Consider the following 22012-nt stretch of genomic DNA (forward strand, 5'->3'; position numbering starts at 1 on the left):
GACGATCGCCTGAGCGGTTGGCGGCGCGGATGCGTTCCGCTCTCGGCAGCGCGAAGGAATCGTCCTCCCCGGCGAGGCGTTGGTGAATCCATCCGTTCAAGGGAGGTCGACATGAGCTTTCACCAGTGGGGATTCATCTACCTGGGGGTGGGTGAGGAGGATCCTGCGCAGGACCGCGCGGTGATCGATCGGGGTGGACTGAAGACGACGATCGTCGCCGTCCCGGATCCCGCTGCCGCCGTGGCCGTCGCGGTCGAGCTCGTCGATGACGGAGCGCAGTCGATCGAGCTCTGCGGTGGCTTCGGAACGGAGGTGGTGGCCGAGGTCGCGGCCGCCGTGGATGGCCGCGTCCCCGTCGGCGGAGTCACCTACGGCATGGAATCGGTACCGCTCCTGGCGAAGCTGTTCGGCGAAGAGCGCTAGGCCCCGGGACCGTCTTCCGGTCCCGGGGCATCGCACCACTACGCGGAGGTGCTCCGAAGGGCGCTCACGCCGCCGCGGGGCCGCCCCGCTCGACCACGACGCGCTCGTTCGGCACGACGTGCGTCATCTTCAGGCCCGCGACATCGCGTGGGCCGTTCTTCCCCAGGTTCGCCAGGCGCTGCAGTTCGTCGTCGCTGAGCGTCTGGGACTGCAGGGGCGGCAGGTCCTTCACCTCGTCGACGGTGATGCCCAGTCCTTCGCCCACGCGCAGGCCGAGTTCGTCGTCGGCCATGAGTAAGTGCCACACCATCCGCTGCTGGACCTGCTCGGTGGCCTCCCCGATCAGCGTGACGAAGTTCCGCACCAGGTCGTCCTTCTCCCACTGCTCCATCAGCTGATAGCGCTGGCCTGCCTGCGTGTAGTCGTTGGTCCGTGGGATGCGCGCCCGCGTGAGGCGGCCGCTGATGACCGGTCCCTGCTCGTCCTTCGTGGGATACTCGGCTTCCCGGAGCCCGCCCATGGTCGACGGCTCATAGTTGACGTGGGGGTTCTGACCTTCGCCGAGGTCTACGCCGTACGACATCTGCCCGCCACGCTGGTTGGTGGACACGCGGGCGTTCTTGGGGCTGTTCACCGGCAGCTGCAGGTAGTTCGGGCCCACGCGGTACCGCTGCGTGTCCGAGTACGAGAACGTGCGGCCGACCAGCATCTTGTCGTCGGAGAAGTCCAGGCCGTCCACGAGCACCCCGGTGCCGAACGCGATCTGCTCGTTCTGGTTGTGATGGTCGGTGACGTTGGCGGTGAGCGTCATGGTGCCCACCAGCTTGGGTTCGAACTCGTTCTCCGGCCACACCTTGGTGTCATCGAGCGGGTCGAAGTCCAGTTCGGGGTGGTCGTCGTCGCTCATCATCTGCACGTAGAGGTCCCACTGCGGGTAGTCGCCGGACTCGATGGCCTCGTACAGATCCTTCGAGGCGTGCCCGAGGTCGGTGGCCTGGATGTTGGCGGCGTCCTCCTCCGTGAGGCTCTTCACCCCCGCGCGCGGCAGCCAGTGGTACTTCACCAGCACCGTCTCGCCGTCGGCGTTCACCCACTTGTAGGTGTTCACGCCGAACCCCTGCATCGTGCGGTAGTTGGCCGGGATGCCGCGCGGGCTGAAGAGGTTCACCAGCATGTGCATCGACTCGGGGGTCTGCGACATGAAGTCGAAGATGCGCGCCGGTTCCTGGCGGAAGGTCACGGGATCCGGCTTCAGGGAGTGGATCACGTCGGGGAACTTGATGGCGTCCCGGATGAAGAACACCGCCAGGTTGTTGCCGACGAGGTCCCAGTTGCCGTCCTCGGTGTAGAACTTCACGGCGAAGCCGCGCGGATCGCGGGCCGCCTCGGACGAGTCCCGGCCGCCGATCACGCTGGACAGGCGGATCGCCAGGTCGGTCTTCTTGCCGGGGGTGTTGAAGAGCTTCGCGCGCGTGTACTTCTCGATCGGCTCATCGCCCCACTTGCCGGTCGCCTCGAAGTGACCGAACGCGACGGCGCCGCGCGCGTGCACGACCCGCTCGGGGATGCGCTCGCGGTCGAAGTGGCTGATCTTCTCCAGGAACTGGTAGTTCTCGAGGGTGGCGGGGCCACGGTCGCCGACCGTACGGGAGTTCTGGTTGTCGTAGACCGGGTGCCCCTGACGGTTGGTCAGGACGGGGCGGTCCTCCTCGCTGGGGGCGGGGGGTTCGTTCGCGACATCGCTCATGGCTGTCCTCTCGTTGATTCCCTTCCAGCCTGCGTCGTCGCTCTGGCGCTCCTCACCCCCTCGCGGGCCGGGGAATCGCGAGCTATAGTCGCGGCCCTCCGCTTCGACCGGTGAAGTGGTCCATGGAGGAGTAGACGCGGAACACCTTGTCGGCCACGAGGTCCCACGCCCGCGTGGGGAGCACGCCGCGCAGGGCCGTCGCGAGCTTCACCGTCCATGGCCGCATGACGATCGGCGTGCCCCGCAGCATCCCGTTCCACGCGGCTCGGGTGGCCTGCTGCGGCGTCATGATCGGGGTGAGCAGCGGTCCGCGCGCGCCCTCGAACATCCCCGTGGAGACGTAGCTGGGGCAGTAGGTCGTCACGGCGATGTGCCGGTGCCCGCCTTTCGCCAGCTCCAGCCGCAGGGAATCGCTCCAGCCGATCATCGCCCACTTCGACGCGGCGTACACGCTCATGTTGGGGTTGGCGAGCGTTCCGGCCGCGGAGGCGATGTTGAGGATGCGCTTGGGCCGGGATGCGTCGGCCATCATGTCGGGGAGGAGCTCCCGGGTCAGCCACATCGCCGCGAGGGTGTTGATCCGCAGAGTCGCCTCGATGTCGCGCACCGGGTCGTGCTCCCAGAACGGTGCGCCGCGGACGATCCCGGCGTTGTTGATGAGGATGTCGGGTGACCCGAGGTCGGCCCGTACCGCAGCCGCCGCCGTCTGGATGTCCGCCAGCTGCGACACGTCCACGCGGTAGGGGCGGACGTCCGTGCCCGAGCGGGAGAGATCGTGCGCCAGGGCGGTCGCCGCGTCGGCGTCGATGTCCCACAGGGCGACGGCGCGGGCACCGGCGGCGACGGCCCGCCGGGCGTAGAGCTCGCCCATGCCGCGCGCTCCGCCGGTGATGAGCACGACGGAGCCGCGGACGGGGGAGGAGGCGGCCACGGGAGGCGGGGTCAGGCGCGCAGGCGCTTGCGGAGCAGCTTCTGCTCCTTGCCCGAGACGGGGGAGTCCGACGGCACCATGCCGCCCCGCGTGGCCCGGCGCGTGTCGACGACGCTGCCGATGGCCAGTGCGAGCGAGATGCCCCAGCTCAGGAACGCCAGCGCGGTGCGCCAGGTGAACGGGTCGTTGCTGCGAAGGCTCCGCAGGAGCGTCAGACCGCCGGTGATGGCGCTGACAAGACCGGTGCCGAAGAGGTACTTGCGCATGCGCCCACGCTATCGGTGCCGACGATAGGGGATGCGCGGGCTTGACATGCAAGGGCCCGGGAGCGCCGGAGGCTGCGGGGTAGCCTGGGGGGAACACCGCATGGAGGAGCCCGCGTGACCCAGGCAGAGTTCGTCGTCGTCGCCAACCGTCTCCCGGTCGACCGCATCGCTGACGCCGACCCCGACGACGAGGGAGGCTGGCGCCGCTCGCCCGGCGGTCTCGTGACCGCGCTGGAGCCGGTGATGCGCAAGGCCGAGGGTGCCTGGGTGGGCTGGGCCGGTCAAGCCGACCTCGACCTGGAACCGTTCGACTTCGAGGGGACGCACCTCGTCCCGGTGAACCTCTCCGCCGACGACGTCGAGAACTACTACGAAGGGTTCTCCAACGACACGATCTGGCCCCTGTACCACGACGTCATCGCGGCTCCCCGGTTCAAGCGGCAGTGGTGGGAGGCCTACGTCAAGGTCAACCAGCGCTTCGCCGACGCGGCCGCGGATGTCGCGGCGGAGAACGCCATCGTGTGGGTGCAGGACTATCAGCTCCAGCTCGTTCCGAAGATGCTGCGCGAGGCGCGGCCGGACCTGACGATCGGCTACTTCCACCACATCCCCTTCCCGGCATACGGGCTGTACTCCCAGCTGCCGTGGCGTCGGCAGGTGCTCGAGGGGCTTCTGGGTGCGGATGTCATCGGCTTCCAGCGCGTCGCCGATGCGGGCAACTTCGCCCGCGCGGTGCGGCGCCAGCTGCGCTACGAGACGAAGGCGTCCGGGATCTCCGTGCCCGACGGCGCGGGCGGCACGCGGACGGCCCTGGCGAAGGCGTTCCCGATCTCCATCGACGCCGATTCGTACATCGAGCTCGCCCAGCGTCCGGACATCCAGGCGCGCGCGCTGGAGATCCGGGAGAGCCTGGGCAACCCGAAGAAGATCCTGCTCGGGGTGGACCGCCTGGACTACACCAAGGGCATCCGCCATCGTCTCAAGGCGTTCGGGGAGCTGCTCGAAGACGGCCGCGTGAGCGTCGACGACGTCACCCTCGTCCAGGTGGCCAGTCCCAGCCGGGAGCGGGTGGAGGCCTACATCCAGCTCCGCGATGAGATCGAGCTGACCGTCGGGCGCATCAACGGCGACTACGACACCATGGGGCACACGGCCATCCGCTACCTCCACCAGGCGTATCCGCGCGAAGAGATGGTGGCCCTGTACCTCGCCGCCGACGTCATGCTCGTCACCGCGCTGCGCGATGGCATGAACCTCGTGGCCAAGGAGTACGTCGCCAGTCGCGTGGACAATCGCGGCGTTCTGGTGCTCAGCGAGTTCGCCGGCGCCGCCGACGAGCTGGGCAGCGCGATCCTCGTCAACCCGCACGACATCGACGGGCTCAAGGACGCGGTGATGCGGGCGATCGACATGCCCGCCGGTGAACAGGGCCGGCGGATGCGGGCCCTGCGACGGCGCGTGCGCGAACATGATGTCGAAGACTGGTCGCGTGACTTCCTCGACGCGCTCGCCGTCTTCCACGACCGCGCCAAGGCGGTGACGGCATGACCACGACCGTCGCAGAGGACCTCCTCGAGCCCCTCGCCCGCACCCCGCGCCTGCTGGTCGCGCTCGATTTCGACGGCACGCTCTCGCCGCTGCAGAACGAGCCCATGGACGCGCGGATGCTGCCGGCCGCACGCCGCTCCGTCGAGGCGCTCGCCGCCCTGCCCGACACCGTGGTGGCCCTCGTCTCGGGGCGGAGCCTGCGTGATCTCCGCATCATCGCCGAACATGACGACGCCTCGCCGCTGTGGCTGGCGGGGTCGCACGGCGCCGAGTACTGGCAGCCCGGCATCGGCGCCATCGAGCCCCAGGAGGATGCCGAGGAGGTCGCCCTCCGTGACCGCCTGCGCGGCCTCGCCGAAGAGGCCACGCGCGGGATGGCAGGAGTGTGGATCGAGCCGAAGACCTTCGGGCTCGGCGTGCACACCCGCCGGGCCGATGCGGTGACGGCCGAGCACGCCAACCGGGTCGTCGACGACCTCGTGCGCGCGAACGCGCCGGCGTGGCGGCGACGCACCGGCCACAACATCCTCGAGTACGCGTTCCGGCACGAGGGCAAGGACACCGCCGTGCGGACACTGCGCGAACGCACGGGCGCCACGGCGGTGCTCTTCGCCGGTGACGACGTCACCGACGAGGACGCCATCCGTTCGCTCGGTCGCGATGACCTGGGCGTGCGGGTGGGGCCGGGGGAGACCGCGGCCACCGTCACCGTCGCCGACATCGCGGCGTTCGCCGACCTCCTGGACGTGCTCGCGCGGATGCGGGGAGCGCGTCGGGAATAGACTGCGAGAATGCCCGACAGCACCATCGACATCAAGCCGCGCAGCCGCGTGGTCACCCACGGAATCGAAGCCACCACGTCCCGCGGCATGCTCCGCGGCGTCGGCATGGGCGACGAGGACTGGGACAAGCCCCAGATCGGCATCGCCTCGAGCTGGAACGAGATCACTCCCTGCAACCTGAGCCTCGACCGCCTCGCCCAGGGAGCGAAGGAGGGCGTGCACTCCGGCGGCGGCTACCCGCTGCAGTTCGGCACGATCTCGGTCTCCGACGGCATCTCGATGGGCCACGAGGGCATGCACTTCTCCCTCGTCTCGCGCGAGGTCATCGCCGACTCCGTCGAGACCGTCGTCATGGCCGAGCGCCTCGACGGCACGGTGCTGCTGGCGGGTTGCGACAAGTCCATCCCCGGGATGCTGATGGCCAGCGCGCGCCTGGACCTGTCGAGCGTCTTCCTCTACGCCGGGTCGATCGCACCCGGCTGGGTCAAGCTGTCGGACGGCACCGAGAAGGAGATCACGATCATCGACTCCTTCGAGGGAGTCGGGGCGTGCCTGGCCGGGCGTATGAGCGAGGCCGACCTCAAGCGCATCGAATGCTCGTTCGCCCCGGGGGAGGGCGCCTGCGGTGGCATGTACACCGCCAACACGATGGCCTCCGTCGCCGAAGCACTGGGGCTGAGCCTCCCCGGCTCGGCCGCCCCGCCGTCGGCCGACCGCCGCCGTGACTACTTCGCGCACCGCTCCGGCGAAGCCGTCGTGAACCTCCTCCGCCTGGGCATCACGACGCGCGACATCCTCACGAAGGAGGCGTTCGAGAACGCCATCGCCCTCGCGATGGCCCTCGGCGGCTCCACCAACGTCGTGCTGCACCTGCTGGCGATCGCGCGCGAGGCCGAGGTCGAGCTGGACCTGCACGACTTCAACCGCATCGGCGACAAGGTCCCGCACATCGCGGACATGAAGCCGTTCGGCAACTACGTCATGAACGACGTCGACCGCCAGGGCGGCATCCCCGTCATCATGAAGGCGATGCTCGACGAGGGACTGCTGCACGGCGACGCCCTGACGGTGACGGGTAAGACGCTCGCCGAGAACCTCCGCGACCTCGACCCCGACCCCGTCGACGGCACCGTCATCCACAGCTTCGACAACCCCATCCACGCCACCGGCGGCATCACGATCCTGCACGGCTCGATGGCACCGGAGGGGGCGGTCGTGAAGACCGCCGGATTCGACGCCGCCGTCTTCGAAGGTCCCGCGCGCGTGTTCGAGCGCGAGCGCGCCGCGATGGACGCGCTGGAGGCCGGGGAGATCACCGCCGGTGACGTCGTCGTCATCCGCTACGAGGGCCCCAAGGGCGGCCCCGGCATGCGCGAGATGCTCGCCATCACCGCCGCCATCAAGGGCGCAGGCCTCGGAAAAGATGTACTACTCTTGACGGACGGACGATTCTCAGGCGGCACAACCGGCCTGTGCATCGGCCACATAGCACCCGAAGCGGTGGACGCAGGTCCCATCGCCTTCGTGCGCGATGGTGATCTGATACGGGTCGATATCGCGGCTCGCACTCTCGACCTACTCGTCGACGAGACCGAGCTGAACTCCCGCCGCTCTGGCTGGGAGCCCCTCCCCCCGCGCTATACCCGTGGCGTCCTGGCCAAGTACTCCAAGCTCGTGCACTCCGCTGCGGAGGGCGCGGTCACGGGGTAATCGCCGTCCCTTCAACCATCTGCATGCGAGGAATCACCATGCCCGCCGAATCCGCCACGGCCGTTCCCCGGCCACCCGCTCGCACCGCGCCCGCGCCCGTGCTCACGGGCGCGCAGGCGGTCGTCCGCTCCCTCGAGCTGCTCGGTGTCACCGACGTGTTCGGTCTGCCCGGCGGCGCGATCCTGCCGGTCTACGACCCGCTCATGGACACGTCCGAGATCCGCCACATCCTCGTGCGGCACGAGCAGGGCGCCGGCCACGCCGCCGAGGGCTACGCCGCCGCATCCGGACGCACCGGCGTCGCCATCGCCACGTCGGGACCGGGCGCGACCAACCTCGTCACGGCCATCGCCGATGCGTACATGGACTCGGTGCCGATCGTCTGCATCACGGGGCAGGTCTTCTCCACCCTCATGGGGACCGACGCGTTCCAGGAGGCGGACATCGTGGGAATCACGATGCCCATCACCAAGCACTCGATCCTCGTCAAGCGCGCCGAGGAGATCCCCGGAGCCATCGCGGCGGCGTTCGAGATCGCCGGGACCGGCCGCCCCGGCCCCGTGCTCGTGGACATCACGAAGGACGCGCAGCAGGCCGAGGCGCCGTTCGTGTGGCCACCGAAGATCGACCTTCCCGGCTACCGTCCGGTGACCAAGGCGCACGGCAAGCAGATCCAGTCCGCCGCGCAGCTGCTGGCCGCCGCGAAGAAGCCCGTGCTGTACGTCGGCGGCGGCGTGATCCGCTCCCGCGCGTCCAAGGAGCTGCTCGCCTTCGCCGAGACGACCGGCGTGCCCGTGGTGACCACGCTCATGGCCCGCGGCGCGTTCCCCGACTCGCACCCGCAGCACCTCGGGATGCCCGGCATGCACGGCACGGTCCCCGCCGTGCTCGCGCTGCAGGAATCCGACCTGCTGATCTCCCTCGGCGCGCGCTTCGATGACCGCGTGACCGGCAAGGCGGCGCTGTTCGCCCCCGACGCGAAGGTCGTGCACGTCGACATCGACCCCGCCGAGATCTCCAAGATCCGCGTCGCCGACGTGCCGATCGTGGGCGATCTGCGTGACGTGCTCGTGGACCTGGATGCCGCGTACCGCGACGTCGTCGGCACGAGTACGCCCGACATCTCCGAGTGGTGGTCGTTCCTGGACGGGCTGCGGGCGGAGTTCCCCCTCGGCTACGCCCCGACCACAGACGGCCTGCTCTCCCCGCAGCACGTGATCCAGCGGATCGGGGAGCTCACCGGGCCCGAGGGCGTGTACGCCGCCGGCGTCGGCCAGCACCAGATGTGGGCCGCGCAGTTCATCAAGTACGAGCGCCCCAACTCCTGGCTCAACTCCGGCGGTGCCGGCACGATGGGCTACTCGGTGCCGGCAGCCATGGGCGCCAAGGTCGCCGAGCCCGACCGCGTGGTGTGGGCGATCGACGGCGACGGCTGCTTCCAGATGACCAATCAGGAGCTCGCCACCTGCGTCATCAACAAGATCCCGATCAAGGTCGCGATCATCAACAACTCCTCGCTGGGCATGGTGCGCCAGTGGCAGACGCTGTTCTACGACGGCCGGTATTCGCACACCGACCTGAACACCGGCCACGACAGCATCCGCATCCCCGACTTCGTCAAGCTCGCCGAGGCCTACGGATGCCTCGCCCTGCGGGTGGAGAAGGAGGAGGACGTGGATGCGGCCATCCGCACGGCCCTGGAGACCAACGACCGGCCCGTCGTGATCGACTTCGTCGTGAGCGCCGACGCCATGGTGTGGCCGATGGTGCCGCAGGGCGTCAGCAACAGCTACGTGCAGTACGCCCGCGACCACTCGCCCGCCTTCGAGCAGGAGGACTGAGACGATGCCCAGTCATGTGCTGAGCCTCCTCGTGGAGGACAAGCCCGGTCTGCTCACGCGTGTGGCAGGCCTGTTCGCCCGCCGCGGCTTCAACATCTCCTCGCTCGCGGTGGGGGTCACCGAGATCCCGGGCCTGTCGCGGATCACCGTGGCCGTGGATGTCGAAGACCTCCCGCTCGAGCAGGTGACCAAGCAGCTGAACAAGCTCATCAACGTCATCAAGATCGTCGAACTCGACCCCGCCAGCTCCGTGCAGCGCGAGCACATGCTCGTGAAGGTGCGCGCCGACAACGCGTCGCGCTCGCACGTGCTGGAGGTCGTCAACCTCTTCCGCGCATCGGTGGTCGACTACGCCCCCGACGCGCTCGTCATCGAGATCACCGGCGACCACGGCAAGGTCGACGCGTTCCTGCGCGCCGTCGAGCCCTTCGGCGTCAAGGAACTCGCGCAGTCCGGCCTCGTCGCCATCGGCCGAGGCGGCAAGAGCATCACCGAACGCGTCCTGCGCGGCTGACAGCATCCCACCCACCAAAGAGAAAGAACCCCATGGCAGAGATCTTCTACGACGACAACGCCGACCTCTCGATCATCCAGGGCAAGAAGGTCGCGATCGTCGGATACGGCTCCCAGGGCCACGCGCACGCGCTGAACCTGCGTGACTCCGGCGTCGAGGTCGCCATCGCGCTCAAGGACGGCTCCAAGTCGGCCGCGAAGGCGCAGGAGGACGGATTCCAGGTCCTCTCCGTCGCCGACGCGACGAAGTGGGCCGACCTCATCATGATCCTCGCGCCCGACCAGCACCAGCGCGGCATCTACAGCGACAGCATCCGCGACAACCTGACCCCGGGCAAGACCCTCGCCTTCGCGCACGGGTTCAACATCCGCTTCGGGTACATCGACGCACCCGAGGGCGTCGACGTGATCCTCGTCGCGCCGAAGGCCCCCGGTCACACCGTGCGCCGCGAGTTCGTCGCCGGCCGCGGCATCCCCGACATCATCGCCGTCGAGCGCGACGCGTCGGGCACCGCGTGGGACACCGCCCTGTCGTACGCCAAGGCCATCGGCGGCACGCGCGCCGGCGTCATCAAGACCACCTTCACCGAAGAGACCGAGACCGACCTCTTCGGCGAGCAGGCGGTCCTGTGCGGCGGCATGAGCCACCTCGTCCAGTACGGGTTCGAGACCCTCACCGAGGCCGGCTACCAGCCCGAGATCGCGTACTTCGAGGTGCTGCACGAGCTCAAGCTCATCGTCGACCTCATGTGGGAGGGCGGCATCGCCAAGCAGCGCTGGTCGATCTCCGACACCGCGGAGTACGGCGACTACGTCTCGGGCCCGCGCGTCATCGACGAGCGCGTGAAGGAGAACATGCAGGCCGTGCTCGCCGACATCCAGTCCGGCGCGTTCGCCAAGCGCTTCATCGCCGACCAGGATGCCGGTGCCCCCGAGTTCCTCGCGCTGCGCGAGAAGGAGCAGGGTCACCCCATCGAGGCCACCGGCCGGGAGCTGCGCTCGCTGTTCGCGTGGAAGCAGACCGACAGCGACTACACGGAGGGCTCGGCTGCGCGCTGACCTTCCTCGACGGATGCCCCGGGCCACTGCGGTCCGGGGCATCCGTGCGTTCCGGGGCTATCGTGAACGGATGCAGAGCGATCCGGATGTTCCCACCTCCCTGGCCATGGACGAGTGGCTCGCGCGCCTGGCCGAGCCCACCGGAGCGCCCGGCGGAGGATCGGCCGCCGGCGTCATGATGGCCCTCGCCGCGGCCCTCCTGCACATGGTGTGCGGGTACACGCCCGACGAGCCCGTCGCCGCCGAGGCGGGCGAGCGGGTCCGGGAGCTGCGCGCGGCGTCCCTGCGGGCATCCGAGGAGGACGGCGTGCGGTCGGTCGCCCTCGGCGCCGCCCTGCGCGAGGACGGCCCCGACCGCAGCGCCCGCCTGTACGACGCGGCCGTGGCGGCCGCAGCATCCTCCGCCGATCTGGCCGAGGTCGGCATCGCCCTCGTCGCGCAGCTGCGCCTGGTCGCGGAGGTGGGCAATCCGCACCTCGTCGCCGACACCGGCGTGGCTTCGGAATCGCTCCGGGCGGGTCTGGGCGCCGCCCTCATCAACCTGCGCGCCAACATCGCCCTGGCCCGCTCGCACGCCGGCGACAGGTCCGACACCGCGGAATTGGGCCGCCTGTCCGATATCGGCGACCGCAGCGAGCGCGCTCGCTCCGAGATCGACGCGATCCTCGCCGCACTGCCGCTCGACTGAGCCGGCCCGCCGCCCCGCCGCCCCGCAATCCCACGATCGCGCCTGTTCGGTGCATCCGCCACGCTTCTAAGCGGCGCGGACGCACCGAACAGGCGCGGATGTGGGGCGCGGAGGGCTGGGGGCGCGGAGGGGTGGGGGCGCACGCGGGGCGCGCACGCGCGGAAAGGGCGTGGACTGGGGGCGCGGATGCGACGGGGATTACGCTGGGGGAGTGAGCACCGGACGCGACGACGACGCCCTCAGCTGGGGCGGCGACGACGACCCCACGCTCGACCCCGGCACCGAGGCGGCGCCCGCCCCACCGCGCCCATCCGGCCGGCCGCCGCGCGCGTCGAGCAGACCATCGGATGCGCCGGAGTCGCGCAAGCTCCCGCGCGGCTTCACCGCGGTGGGCCGGGGGAGTGGCGCGGTCGAAACCGCCGCCGACGCAGAGCCCACACCCCTGGGGAACGCGGGGCTCGTCGGGGTCGGGATGATCGCCGCCGCGTTCATCCTCTACTCCGTGGGGTGGCTCATCGTGAGCGTGCGGCTGCAGTCCGTCGGCGCCATCCCGGTGCCCTCGGTGGCGCTCATCACGATCACGATCGCCGCCGCCGCCGCGCCATTGATCTGGTTCGCCGCCGCGTACTCCCTCACGCGCCGTTCGCGCACATGGGTGCGCTTCACGTGGCTTATCGCGGGCGTCGTGCTGCTGGTGCCGTGGCCGTTCCTCCTGACGGGAGCATTCGGATGACCGCGGACACCGCACGCGCACGGGCCACCACGCCTCCGTGGCGCGCCCTCGCCGTCGCCGGCCTCATCGGGCTGTTCTACGCGTACCTCGTGTGGAGCGCCGTGGACCTCCTCATCCGCCAGGCGTCCGGGCCACTCGGGCTGAACGGGTGGGGCTGGTTCGTGCACATCCTGCCCATCGTCTTCCCGATGATCGCCTTCGCCGTCGCATTCGTCATCGGATGGCGCCGCCGGACGTGGGAGTTCGCCCTCGTCCTGGTCGCCGGCCTCGCCGTGGCTGCGGCGTTCTGGACGAACATCCTCGCCTACGCCGTGACGTCGTTCTCGCTGTACGGCGGCTGAGGGCGGCCGTCATACGGTCGGGGAGACGGGCGAGCCCGCGCTAGGCTGGCGGAGGCCTCGCCGCCCCTCCGTGGCCGGAGGTGGGCGGCGCCGTAACCCGCCTCACCCGTGCGCCAGAAGGATCCCTCTGTGACGAACCCCGTCGTCCTCATCGCCGAAGAACTCTCTCCCGCAACGATCGACGCGCTCGGTCCCGACTTCGACGTGCGACACGTCGACGGCACCGATCGCCCGGCCCTCCTGGCCGCACTGGCCGACGCGAACGCGATCCTCGTGCGCTCCGCGACGAAGATCGACGCCGAGGCGCTGGCCGCGGCGCCGAAGCTCAAGGTCGTCGCCCGTGCGGGCGTGGGACTGGACAACGTCGACATCAAGGCCGCCACGACGGCGGGTGTCATGGTCGTCAACGCGCCCACGTCCAACATCGTCTCGGCGGCGGAGCTGACCGTCGGCCACATCCTGAGCCTCGCCCGGCACATCCCGGCCGCGCACGCGTCGCTGGCGCAGGGGCAGTGGAAGCGCAGCGCCTTCACCGGCACCGAGCTGTTCGAGAAGACCGTCGGCATCGTCGGGCTCGGCCGCATCGGTGCACTCATCGCGGCGCGCCTGCAGGCCTTCGACATGCGCGTCATCGCGTACGACCCCTACGTCACCAGTACCCGCGCGCAGCAGCTGGGCGTGCAGCTGGTCACCCTCGACGAGCTCCTCGAGCAGGTGGACTTCCTCACGATCCACATGCCGAAGACGCCCGAGACCACCGGGATGATCGGACTCGAGCAGCTCCAGCGGATGAAGCGGACCGCCTACGTCGTCAACGTCGCGCGCGGCGGGCTGATCGACGAGGACGCGCTGTACACGGCACTCACGACGGGTGAGATCGCGGGCGCGGGTCTGGACGTGTTCAGCACCGAGCCGCCCGCCGCCGACGGCCCCGCGCACCGGCTGCTGGACCTCCCCAACGTCGTCGTGACGCCGCACCTGGGCGCGAGCACCCACGAGGCGCAGGAGAAGGCCGGCGTCTCCGTGGCCCGCTCGGTCAAGCTCGCGCTCGAGGGCGACCTGGTCCCCGACGCCGTCAACGTCGCCGGCGGCGTCATCGACCCGTTCGTGCGCCCCGGCATCGCCCTCGCGGAGATGCTCGGGCAGTTCTTCAGCGGCCTCGCGGACGGCGCGGTCACGAGCCTGGACATCGAGGTGCGCGGCGAACTGGCCGCCTACGACGTGAGCGTCTACCGCCTCGCCGCGCTCAAGGGCATCTTCAGCCGCATCGTCAGCGAGAGCGTCTCCTACGTCAACGCGCCGCTGTTCGCTGAGCAGCGCGGCCTCGAGGTGCGTCTCATCGTCGAGCCGGAGAGCCCGCTGTACCGCAACATCACGATCCTGCGCGGCACGCTCGCCGACGGGTCTGTGCTGACCGTCGCCGGCACGCTCGCGGGAACCCGCATGGTGCCCAAGGTCGTCGAGATCAACGGGTACGACATCGAGGTGCCGCTGGAGCGCTACCACGTCGTGATGCGGTACAAGGACCGCCCCGGCATCGTGGCGATCTACGGCAAGGAGCTGGGGGACGCGAACATCAACATCGCGGGCCTGCAGGTCGCGCCGGATGACGGTGGCCGTGCGCTCTCGGTGCTCACGGTGGATTCGCCGGTGCCCGACGCCATCCTGACCAAGATGCGCGAAGCGGTGGGCGCCGACATGTTCCGCCAGATCGAGATCACCGAGTCCTGATCCGCGCGCCCCGCCGGGTCAGTCGGCGGATGCGGCGGACTGCACGAGCGCGATGAGCGCGTCCAGCTCGGCGCCGGTGGGGACGGGGCCGGGGACGGAGCCGACCGTCAGGGCGTTGTTGAAGTAGAGACCGTCGCTGACGAGCATGATCAGCTGCAGAGCGGTCTCGTCGCGCGCGTGCGGGCGGATGGCCTCCTCCCACGACTCCCGGATGCGGCGCAGGGCGGCCACGGCGGGCGCGCAGCCGTTCTGCGCCAGGCGCGACACGGCCACGATGGAGTTGTCCAAGGGCGTACCGCTGTGCAGCGACGTGCGCATGAAGGCGGCCACGGCACCCTCGGGCGACTGCTTGATCTGCGCGATGTCCTCGGCGGCGAGGGCCTCCATGCGGCTGATGAGGCCGGCTTCGAGCGCGTCCTTCGAGGCGAAGTGATACAGGAGCCCGCCCTTGGACACCCCCGCGGCGCGGGCCGTGGCATCCATCGTGGCGGCCCGGTCGCCCTCGGCGGCGAGGATGGCGGCGAAGGCGTCCAGGACGCTCTCGCGGGCGCGGGGTGGTCTGCTCATGGCGTGCTCGGGTCCAGGGGTGGGGAAAGGGTCTCGTGTTACTATACCGGCTGGACGGTTCAGTTAGGCTTTCGCGCGCACATGCTTCAGATGTCACAACCCACCTCGACCCTGCCCACCCTCCGAGCCGATTGGCGCGGCTGGGTGGCGCTCGTCGTGCTCATGCTGCCGGTGCTCCTGGTCTCGGTCGACAACACCGTGCTCAGCTTCGCGCTGCCGGCGATCGCCCTGGACCTCGAACCCACGAGTATCGAGCAGCTGTGGATCATCGACGCCTACCCGCTGGTGCTGGCCGGACTGCTCGTGACCATGGGCACCCTCGGCGACCGGTTCGGGCGCCGCAAGATGCTCCTGCTGGGCGCCACCGGCTTCGGGGTCGTCTCCGCCCTGGCCGCGTTCGCACCGACGGCGTCGCTGCTGATCCTCGCGCGGGCGCTCCTGGGCGTGTTCGGGGCGATGCTCATGCCCTCGACGCTCTCGCTCCTGCGCACGATCTTCCGTGACCGTGACCAGCGCCGCATCGCCATCGCCATCTGGGCGTCCGGGTTCTCGGCCGGCTCGGCCCTCGGCCCCATCGTGGGCGGGCTCCTCCTGGAGCACTTCGCGTGGGGCTCGGTCTTCCTCCTGGCCGTGCCGGTCCTCATCCCGCTGCTGATCCTCGGACCCCTCCTGGTCCCGGAGAGCCGCGACCCCAGCCCGGGGCGCGCCGATCCGCTCAGCATCCTGTTGTCGCTCGGGACGATGATCCCGATCGTCTACGGCATCAAGGAGCTCGCGGTGCACGGCGTGGTCAGCATCGCGCCCGTCATGTTCGTGCTCGGGGTCGCCGTGGGCGTGCTCTTCGTCCGGCGGCAGCTGCGCCTGGAGACCCCCATGCTCGACATGAGCCTGTTCCGGCAGGGCACGTTCTCGGGGGCGATCGTGGTCAATCTCCTGAGTGTCGTGGGACTCGTGGGCTTCCTGTACTTCGCCGCGCAGCATCTGCAGCTGGTCGTAGGGCTCCCGCCCATGCAGGCCGGGCTCGCGCTCGTGCCAGGGCTCGTGGCGATGATCGCCTCCGGCCTCCTCGTCGTTCCGATCGCCAAGCGCTTCCCCGCCCGCATCGTGGTGCCTGCCGCGCTGCTGTTCTCCGTCGTCGCGTACGCCGTGGTGGCCTTCGCCGCCGGCAACCTGCCCGTGCTCATCGCGGCCTTCGCGGCCCTGGGCATCGGCATCGGCGCGGCCGAGACGGTCTCCAACGAGCTGATCCTCTCCAGCGCCCCCTCGGCGAAGTCGGGCGCTGCCAGCGCCGTGTCCGAGACGGCCTACGAGCTGGGTGCGGTGCTGGGCACCGCGATCCTCGGTGGCATCCTCACCGCCCTGTATCGCGCCGGCCTGGTCATCCCGCCGGGAGTTCCGGATGCCGCGGCGGATGCTGCGCGCGAGACCCTCGCGGGAGCGGTGGCCGCCGCATCCGCCCTGCCGCCCGATGTGGGGGCTGCCCTGCATGAGGCCGCCGCGCATGCGTTCGACTCGGGCGTGGTCGTGACCGCACTCATCGGCGCGGGGCTGATCGTCGTGGCCGGGGTCGTCGCGGCCGCTAGCCTGGGAGGATCCCGCGGCGCGAAGTCCTGACGCGCCGGTTCCTGCAAGGAGTGCCATGTCGCGTGTCGTCAAGCTCGCCGTCGTCCCCGGCGACGGCATCGGTCCTGAAGTCATCGCCGAAGCGGTCAAGGTGCTCGACGCCGTCACGGCCGGCAGCGACGTCACGTTCGAGCGCACGCACTTCTCCCTCGGCGCCGGGCGCTACCTCGAGACCGGCGACACGCTCACCGACGACGACCTGGAGGCCCTCCGCGCGCACGACGCGATCCTGCTCGGCGCGGTCGGGGGAGTGCCCGGCGATCCGCGGCTGAAGGACGCCAACATCGAGCGCGGTCTGCTGCTGCGGCTGCGCTTCGAGTTCGACCAGTACGTCAACCTCCGCCCCTCCAAGCTGTACCCCGGTTCCACGGGTCCGCTCGCCGACCCCGGCGAGATCGACTTCGTCGTGGTGCGGGAGGGGACCGAAGGCGCCTACGTCGGCAACGGCGGCTCGATCCGCCGCGGCACACCGCACGAGATCGCCAACGAGACCTCCGTCAACACCGCCTTCGGCGTCGAGCGGGTCGTCCGCTACGCGTTCGAACTGGCCCAGCGGCGGCGCCGCGCGCTCACACTCGTGCACAAGACCAACGTGCTCGTGCACGCCGGCGGCATCTGGAAGCGCGTCGTCGACGCCGTCTCGGCCGAATACCCCGAGGTGGCCGTAGACTACCTGCACGTCGACGCGGCCACGATCTTCCTGGTCACGAACCCGGGCCGCTTCGACGTGATCGTCACCGACAACCTCTTCGGCGACATCCTCACGGACCTGGCCGGCGCCGTCACCGGTGGCATCGGCCTCGCCGCCTCGGGCAGCATCAATCCCGACGGCGTCCTCCCCTCGACGTTCGAGCCCGTGCACGGATCGGCGCCCGACATCGCGGGACAGCACAAGGCCGACCCCACCGCGGCCATCCTCTCCGTCTCCCTCCTGCTCGATCACCTCGGGCTGCGGGAGGCGGCCGAGCGCATCACCCACGCGGTCGAAGAGGACATCGCAGCCCGGGGCGCCACCGCCCGCACCACGACGCAGATCGGCGACGCGATCGTCGCTCGGCTCCAGGCGTAGTCTGAGACCGAGCTCGCGCCGCCGTACTGCTCCCCGACCCGCCAGGACGAACATGACTCTCATCGACACCGATCCCGACACCGGACTCGACCCGCTCGAGTTCGCCGTCACCCGCAACCTCGCCGCGAAGTCGCCGGCACAGCGCGCGGAGATCCTCGCCAACCCCGGATTCGGCATGAGCTTCACCGACCACATGGTCGACATCTGCTGGTCGGTGCGCGGCGGATGGCATCGCCCGCGCGTGTCGCCGTACGGTCCGATCTCCCTCGACCCCGCCGCCGCGGTGCTGCACTACGGGCAGGAGGTCTTCGAGGGCATCAAGGCCTATCGTCATGCCGACGGCTCGATCCACACCTTCCGCCCCGATCAGAACGCACGGCGGATGCAGCGCAGCGCACGGCGCCTTGCCCTGCCCGAGCTGCCCGTACCGTACTTCGTGCAGTCGCTGCGGGAGCTGATCGCCCTCGACGGCGACTGGGTGCCCTCCGGCGAGGACCAGAGCCTGTACCTGCGGCCCTTCATGTTCGCCAAGGAGGCGTTCCTGGGCGTCCGCCCCGCGCACAAGGTGGCGTACTACCTCATCGCCAGCCCCGCGGGCGCGTACTTCAAGGGCGGCGTGCAGCCGGTGTCGATCTGGCTCAGCGAGGACTACGCGCGCGCCGGCCGCGGCGGCACGGGAGCGGCCAAGACCGGCGGCAACTACGCCGCGAGCCTCCTGCCGCAGTCCGAGGCGTACGAGCACGAGTGCGATCAGGTCGTGTTCCTGGACGAGAAGCGCAACGTCGAGGAGCTCGGCGGCATGAACATCGTGTTCGTCTACAAGGACGGCACGCTCGTGACCCCCGAGTCCCCGAGCATCCTCGAGGGGATCACGCGCGACTCGATCCTGCAGCTCGCCCGCGACCGCGGGCACACGGTGCAGGGACGCGCGATCTCGCTCGACGAGTGGCGCGAGGGCGTCGCATCCGGCGACATCACCGAGGTCTTCGCGTGCGGCACCGCCGCTGTCGTGACCCCCATCGGCACGCTCAAGGGCAGCGACTTCATCGACCAGCAGCCCACCGGCTCCCTCGCCCTGGAGCTGCGCCAGGAGCTGACCGACATCCAGTACGGCCGCGCCGAAGACCGCCACAACTGGCTCGTCCGCCTCGACGCCTGACCGTTCCGGATCCGCCCCGCCCGCCGGCCCCCGCCGGCCCGCCCCGCGGACCCACCCCGGACCGCGAGACTGCACCGCACCGGCGAGACCGCGACATGATGTCGCGGTCTCGCCGGGTGCGTGCAGTCTCGCGGGTTCGAGCGGGGCGGGGGGAGGGGGACGCGGTGCGGTGGGGGTGGCGGTCGGTAGGCTGAGCGGGTGAAGATCGCGCGCTTCAGCCACCAGGACGCCATCCGCTACGGCATCGTCGACGAGGGCGAACTCGTCGTCCTCGCCGGAGACCCCATGTTCGCCGGATTCGACACGACGGGCGAGCGCGTGCCGCTCGGCGACGTCGCGCTCCTGGCGCCGGTCATCCCGCGCTCCAAGGTCGTGTGCGTCGGCAAGAACTACGCCGATCACGCCGCCGAGATGGGCGGAGAGGCCCCGGCCGAACCGCTGCTGTTCCTCAAACCCAACACCGCCGTCATCGGCCCCGGAGACGTCATCGTCCGCCCGCCGCAGTCGCACAACACCCACTTCGAGGGTGAACTGGCGGCGGTCATCGGGCGGATCGCGAAGAACGTCCCCGCCGAGCGCGCGCTCGAGTACGTCTTCGGCTATACCGTCGCCGACGACGTGACGGCCCGCGACCTGCAGCGCAGCGACGGGCAGTGGTCCCGCGCCAAGGGATTCGACACCTTCTGCCCCCTCGGGCCGGTGATCGAGACCGAGTTCGACGCCACCGCCGCCGTGCTGACGACGCGCCTGAACGGCGAGGTGAAGCAGCAGGCACCCCTGACGGACATGATCCACTCCGTCGCCGACATCATCGCGTACGCCTCCGCCGCGTTCACGCTGCTTCCCGGCGACGTCATCCTCACCGGCACGCCCGCCGGTGTCGGACCCTTCGAGGCAGGCGACGCCGTCGAGGTCGAGATCTCAGGCATCGGCGTGCTCCGCAACACGGCGCGGGATGCCTGACACCGACCTTCCCGTCGCTTCCCGGCTCGCCGGCATCCAGCGTCGCACGGTCGCCGTCCTCGCCGCCGCCCAGGTGCTCGGCGGTGTGGCCTTCGGGGCGAGCCTGTCGCTCGGCGTCCTGCTGGCGGCCGACGTGGCCGGCGATGAGTCCGTCGCCGGGCTCGCCACCGCCTCCCTCACCTTCGGCACGGCGCTGGCCGCGATCCCGCTCGCCCAACTGGCACGGCGCCGCGGACGGAGGCTGAGCCTGACGACCGGCATGCTCGTCGCCCTGGCCGGGGTGCTCCTCGTCCTCGTCGCCACCACGGTGGGTTCCTTCCCGCTGCTGCTGATCGCGTTCGCGCTCGTGGGTGCGGGGCAGGCCGTGAATCTGCAGTCGCGCTTCGCCGCCACCGACCTCGCCACCGACGCCACGCGCGGCAGGTCGCTGTCGCTGGTGGTGTGGGCGACCACCATCGGTGTCGTGCTGGGGCCGAACCTGGTGGGGCCGGGAGAGGCGATCGGCGCCGTGTTCGCCATGCCCGCCCTCACCGGCCCGTACCTGTTCACGATCGTCGGCCAGGTGCTGGCGGTCGTCGTGTACCTGGTGTGGCTCCGCCCGGATCCACTGCTGCTGGCCGCCCGGGTGGCGGTGCGCGACGCCGCCTCGGGAGGGGCGATGACGCATCCCGATCGCCCCGCGGTGGCCCGGTACGCCATCTTCGCGGTGGCCGGCGCCCACGCCGTCATGGTCTCGGTGATGGCGATGACCCCCGTGCACCTCGTGCATCACGGCGCCAGCCTGTCGGTGGTGGGCCTGACCATCAGCCTCCATGTCGCCGGGATGTTCGCGCTGTCACCGGTGTTCGGAATCCTCTCCGACCGGATCGGGCGGGGCTGGACGATCCTCGTGGGTCAGGTGCTCCTGGCGGCCGCACTGATCCTCGCGGCAGTGGGAGCCGACAGCATGCCTGCCGTCACCACGGCGCTCGTCCTGCTCGGACTCGGATGGAGCGCCACGACCGTGTCCGGGTCGGCGCTGCTGACGGAGGTCTCCGCGGAGGAGATCCGCACGCGCCGCCAGGGGCTGAGCGACTTCACGATGAGCCTCGTCGGCGCCGCCGGCGCCGTCGTGGCCGGATTCGTGCTGGCCGGCATCGGCTACGGCGGGCTCGCCCTCGTGGCTCTCGTTCTCGTGGTCGCCGTGTCCATCGGCGCCCCCGTCGCCGTCAACGCCCGAGCGCGGTGAGAGCCCGCGCGACGTCCTCGGCGTCGTTGAACAGGTGGAACCCGACCCGCGCGCGTCCGGCGCGTCCGGACGCCGTGATCCCCGCCGCCCGCAGGCGCCCCAGTGCGGCCCCATCGGCGTCGGGCCACGTCACGATCGCCGACTGCCGCGCGGGCGAGGGGAGGCCCATCCCCTCGCGGAATGCGGCGGCGAGCCCCGTGGCGTGATCGTGCAGCGCGTCGGCGTCCACGTCGGCGAACAGCTCCAGCGCCGGGGCGGCGCCTACGAACGCCTGCCACGCCGGCGACACGTCGAACCGGCGGGCGGATGCGGCGAATTCGATGTCGACGCCGTAGCACGACGCCCACGGATCCTCACCGGCATACCAGCCGCCCTGCACCGGCCGCAGGTGCTCGCCGAACTCCTTGGTCACGGTGACGAAGGCCACCCCGCGTGGCGCGCAGAGCCACTTGTAGGCGTGGCACACGCTCGCGTCGAACCAGGAGGCGGTGACCGGCAGCCAGCCCACCGCTTGGGAGAGGTCGCACAGCGTCCATGCGCCGACCGCACGCGCTGCGCGGCTGATCGCGTCGGCATCCGCGATCTCGCCGGTGGCCGACTGCACGAGCGAGTACGCGACCAGCCACGTGTCCGGACCGACCGCGGCGGCCAGATCGGCCAGGGGCGCCGTGCGCACGCGCACGCCGCGGCCGGTCTGCGCGAACGGCAGCATGACGGAGGAGAAGTCGCCGTCGGCGCACAGGATCTCGGCACCGTCGGGGGCGGACGCGGCGACCATCGATACCGCGACCGAGACCTGAGCGGCGATCGCCACGTCGTCCACCTCCGCGTGCACCAGTCGCGCGTACGCGGCACGCGACCGCTCGGTGTCGTGCACGGCCGCCGCCACGTCGGGGCGGCCGGCGGCGGCTGCGGCCAGGTCGGCGGTCACGGCGTCGACCGTGGCGCGCGGGGGGAGGCCCATCGTGCAGGCGGACAGGTAGTCGCGGCCACTGGTGAAGGCGCTCCGGGCATCGGCGAGGGGGAGGGGCGATGGTGAGGTCACGCTTCGAGGTTCCTCCCTCGCGAGGCATCGCACCACGACAGGGTC

21 protein-coding genes are annotated in these 22012 nt (G+C 70.5%); 16 read left to right on the forward strand and 5 right to left on the reverse strand.

Going from position 1 to position 22012, the window contains the following annotated elements; all coding sequences use genetic code 11:
- Positions 1-111 precede the first annotated feature (111 nt).
- Entirely contained in the window at positions 112-423 is a 312-nt protein-coding gene (locus tag E4V99_RS12765; RefSeq protein WP_135067256.1) for a DUF6506 family protein, read from the forward strand.
- A 64-nt stretch (positions 424-487) separates the two neighbouring features.
- Here E4V99_RS12765 and E4V99_RS12770 read toward each other — a convergent pair whose 3' ends face one another.
- The 3 genes from E4V99_RS12770 to E4V99_RS12780 all read right to left on the reverse strand — a co-directional run bounded on the left by E4V99_RS12770 (position 488) and on the right by E4V99_RS12780 (position 3367).
- Positions 488-2170 carry a catalase gene (locus E4V99_RS12770; protein ID WP_135067254.1) on the reverse strand — a complete coding sequence of 561 codons (1683 nt, stop codon included), beginning with the start codon at positions 2168-2170 and terminating at the stop codon, positions 488-490.
- Positions 2171-2252: 82 nt separating this feature from the next.
- Positions 2253-3101 carry an SDR family NAD(P)-dependent oxidoreductase gene (locus tag E4V99_RS12775; protein WP_308195122.1) on the reverse strand — a complete coding sequence of 283 codons (849 nt, stop codon included), beginning with the start codon at positions 3099-3101 and terminating at the stop codon, positions 2253-2255.
- 11 nt (positions 3102-3112) lie between these two features.
- Positions 3113-3367 carry a hypothetical protein gene (locus E4V99_RS12780; RefSeq protein ID WP_135117499.1) on the reverse strand — a complete coding sequence of 85 codons (255 nt, stop codon included), beginning with the start codon at positions 3365-3367 and terminating at the stop codon, positions 3113-3115.
- A gap of 114 nt (positions 3368-3481) precedes the next feature.
- On the opposite strand from E4V99_RS12780, the gene otsA reads away from it, so the two are divergent.
- From otsA to serA, 10 genes are all read left to right on the forward strand, one after another.
- Positions 3482-4915, forward strand: a complete 1434-nt coding sequence (gene otsA / locus E4V99_RS12785) for an alpha,alpha-trehalose-phosphate synthase (UDP-forming) (RefSeq protein WP_135067250.1) — start codon at positions 3482-3484, stop codon at positions 4913-4915.
- Positions 4912-5697 carry a trehalose-phosphatase gene (gene otsB, locus E4V99_RS12790; protein ID WP_135117500.1) on the forward strand — a complete coding sequence of 262 codons (786 nt, stop codon included), beginning with the start codon at positions 4912-4914 and terminating at the stop codon, positions 5695-5697. Before otsA ends, otsB begins: the two co-directional genes overlap by 4 nt.
- A gap of 9 nt (positions 5698-5706) precedes the next feature.
- Positions 5707-7407, forward strand: coding sequence for a dihydroxy-acid dehydratase (gene ilvD / locus E4V99_RS12795; RefSeq protein WP_135067246.1), 1701 nt, complete (start codon positions 5707-5709; stop codon positions 7405-7407).
- A gap of 38 nt (positions 7408-7445) precedes the next feature.
- Positions 7446-9248 carry an acetolactate synthase large subunit gene (locus E4V99_RS12800; protein WP_135067244.1) on the forward strand — a complete coding sequence of 601 codons (1803 nt, stop codon included), beginning with the start codon at positions 7446-7448 and terminating at the stop codon, positions 9246-9248.
- Between the two features lie 4 nt (positions 9249-9252).
- Positions 9253-9762: an acetolactate synthase small subunit gene (gene ilvN / locus E4V99_RS12805; RefSeq protein WP_135067242.1), complete on the forward strand. Its 510-nt coding sequence runs from the start codon at positions 9253-9255 to the stop codon at positions 9760-9762.
- Between the two features lie 32 nt (positions 9763-9794).
- Positions 9795-10820, forward strand: coding sequence for a ketol-acid reductoisomerase (gene ilvC, locus E4V99_RS12810; RefSeq protein ID WP_135067240.1), 1026 nt, complete (start codon positions 9795-9797; stop codon positions 10818-10820).
- 70 nt (positions 10821-10890) lie between these two features.
- Positions 10891-11508: a cyclodeaminase/cyclohydrolase family protein gene (locus E4V99_RS12815; RefSeq protein ID WP_167747772.1), complete on the forward strand. Its 618-nt coding sequence runs from the start codon at positions 10891-10893 to the stop codon at positions 11506-11508.
- A 211-nt stretch (positions 11509-11719) separates the two neighbouring features.
- Positions 11720-12241 carry a DNA polymerase III subunit gamma/tau gene (locus E4V99_RS12820; protein ID WP_135067236.1) on the forward strand — a complete coding sequence of 174 codons (522 nt, stop codon included), beginning with the start codon at positions 11720-11722 and terminating at the stop codon, positions 12239-12241.
- Positions 12238-12582, forward strand: coding sequence for a bacitracin resistance protein (locus E4V99_RS12825; RefSeq protein WP_135067234.1), 345 nt, complete (start codon positions 12238-12240; stop codon positions 12580-12582). Before E4V99_RS12820 ends, E4V99_RS12825 begins: the two co-directional genes overlap by 4 nt.
- Before the next feature lie 129 nt (positions 12583-12711).
- Positions 12712-14313: a phosphoglycerate dehydrogenase gene (gene serA / locus E4V99_RS12830; protein WP_135067232.1), complete on the forward strand. Its 1602-nt coding sequence runs from the start codon at positions 12712-12714 to the stop codon at positions 14311-14313.
- A gap of 18 nt (positions 14314-14331) precedes the next feature.
- Here the strand turns inward: serA and E4V99_RS12835 are convergent, their stop codons facing one another.
- The gene (locus E4V99_RS12835) at positions 14332-14880 is read right to left on the reverse strand and encodes a TetR/AcrR family transcriptional regulator (RefSeq protein ID WP_135067230.1); all 549 of its coding nucleotides are present in this window, start codon (positions 14878-14880) and stop codon (positions 14332-14334) included.
- Between the two features lie 90 nt (positions 14881-14970).
- Between E4V99_RS12835 and E4V99_RS12840 the strand changes: the two genes are divergently transcribed.
- The 5 genes from E4V99_RS12840 (at position 14971) to E4V99_RS12860 (ending at position 20922) form a co-directional block, all read left to right on the forward strand.
- The gene (locus E4V99_RS12840) at positions 14971-16494 is read left to right on the forward strand and encodes an MFS transporter (protein WP_240742886.1); all 1524 of its coding nucleotides are present in this window, start codon (positions 14971-14973) and stop codon (positions 16492-16494) included.
- Between the two features lie 25 nt (positions 16495-16519).
- Positions 16520-17572 carry a 3-isopropylmalate dehydrogenase gene (locus E4V99_RS12845; protein WP_135117501.1) on the forward strand — a complete coding sequence of 351 codons (1053 nt, stop codon included), beginning with the start codon at positions 16520-16522 and terminating at the stop codon, positions 17570-17572.
- A gap of 52 nt (positions 17573-17624) precedes the next feature.
- Positions 17625-18731: a branched-chain amino acid aminotransferase gene (locus E4V99_RS12850; protein ID WP_135117502.1), complete on the forward strand. Its 1107-nt coding sequence runs from the start codon at positions 17625-17627 to the stop codon at positions 18729-18731.
- A gap of 198 nt (positions 18732-18929) precedes the next feature.
- Positions 18930-19694, forward strand: coding sequence for a fumarylacetoacetate hydrolase family protein (locus tag E4V99_RS12855; RefSeq protein ID WP_135067222.1), 765 nt, complete (start codon positions 18930-18932; stop codon positions 19692-19694).
- Complete coding sequence (locus tag E4V99_RS12860; protein ID WP_135067221.1) at positions 19687-20922, forward strand: MFS transporter; 1236 nt, start codon at positions 19687-19689, stop codon at positions 20920-20922. The genes E4V99_RS12855 and E4V99_RS12860 overlap by 8 nt, the downstream gene beginning before the upstream one ends.
- Here E4V99_RS12860 and E4V99_RS12865 read toward each other — a convergent pair.
- The gene (locus E4V99_RS12865) at positions 20903-21967 is read right to left on the reverse strand and encodes an aminotransferase class V-fold PLP-dependent enzyme (RefSeq protein WP_245233183.1); all 1065 of its coding nucleotides are present in this window, start codon (positions 21965-21967) and stop codon (positions 20903-20905) included. The genes E4V99_RS12860 and E4V99_RS12865 overlap by 20 nt on opposite strands.
- Positions 21968-22012: the final 45 nt, after the last annotated feature.

The organism is Microbacterium sp. dk485, from assembly GCF_004570445.1.
Lineage (GTDB): Bacteria > Actinomycetota > Actinomycetes > Actinomycetales > Microbacteriaceae > Microbacterium > Microbacterium wangchenii.

What these genes read in the sequence shown, in the direction of transcription:
- E4V99_RS12765 (WP_135067256.1), top strand. Translation starts at nt 112, where the DNA reads ATGAGCTTTCACCAGTGGGGATTCATCTACCTGGGGGTGGGTGAGGAG.
- E4V99_RS12770 (WP_135067254.1), bottom strand. Translation starts at nt 2,170, where the DNA reads ATGAGCGATGTCGCGAACGAACCCCCCGCCCCCAGCGAGGAGGACCGC.
- E4V99_RS12780 (WP_135117499.1), bottom strand. Translation starts at nt 3,367, where the DNA reads ATGCGCAAGTACCTCTTCGGCACCGGTCTTGTCAGCGCCATCACCGGC.
- otsB (WP_135117500.1), top strand. Translation starts at nt 4,912, where the DNA reads ATGACCACGACCGTCGCAGAGGACCTCCTCGAGCCCCTCGCCCGCACC.
- ilvD (WP_135067246.1), top strand. Translation starts at nt 5,707, where the DNA reads ATGCCCGACAGCACCATCGACATCAAGCCGCGCAGCCGCGTGGTCACC.
- E4V99_RS12800 (WP_135067244.1), top strand. Translation starts at nt 7,446, where the DNA reads ATGCCCGCCGAATCCGCCACGGCCGTTCCCCGGCCACCCGCTCGCACC.
- ilvN (WP_135067242.1), top strand. Translation starts at nt 9,253, where the DNA reads ATGCCCAGTCATGTGCTGAGCCTCCTCGTGGAGGACAAGCCCGGTCTG.
- ilvC (WP_135067240.1), top strand. Translation starts at nt 9,795, where the DNA reads ATGGCAGAGATCTTCTACGACGACAACGCCGACCTCTCGATCATCCAG.
- E4V99_RS12815 (WP_167747772.1), top strand. Translation starts at nt 10,891, where the DNA reads ATGCAGAGCGATCCGGATGTTCCCACCTCCCTGGCCATGGACGAGTGG.
- E4V99_RS12825 (WP_135067234.1), top strand. Translation starts at nt 12,238, where the DNA reads ATGACCGCGGACACCGCACGCGCACGGGCCACCACGCCTCCGTGGCGC.
- E4V99_RS12835 (WP_135067230.1), bottom strand. Translation starts at nt 14,880, where the DNA reads ATGAGCAGACCACCCCGCGCCCGCGAGAGCGTCCTGGACGCCTTCGCC.
- E4V99_RS12840 (WP_240742886.1), top strand. Translation starts at nt 14,971, where the DNA reads ATGTCACAACCCACCTCGACCCTGCCCACCCTCCGAGCCGATTGGCGC.
- E4V99_RS12845 (WP_135117501.1), top strand. Translation starts at nt 16,520, where the DNA reads ATGTCGCGTGTCGTCAAGCTCGCCGTCGTCCCCGGCGACGGCATCGGT.
- E4V99_RS12850 (WP_135117502.1), top strand. Translation starts at nt 17,625, where the DNA reads ATGACTCTCATCGACACCGATCCCGACACCGGACTCGACCCGCTCGAG.
- E4V99_RS12860 (WP_135067221.1), top strand. Translation starts at nt 19,687, where the DNA reads ATGCCTGACACCGACCTTCCCGTCGCTTCCCGGCTCGCCGGCATCCAG.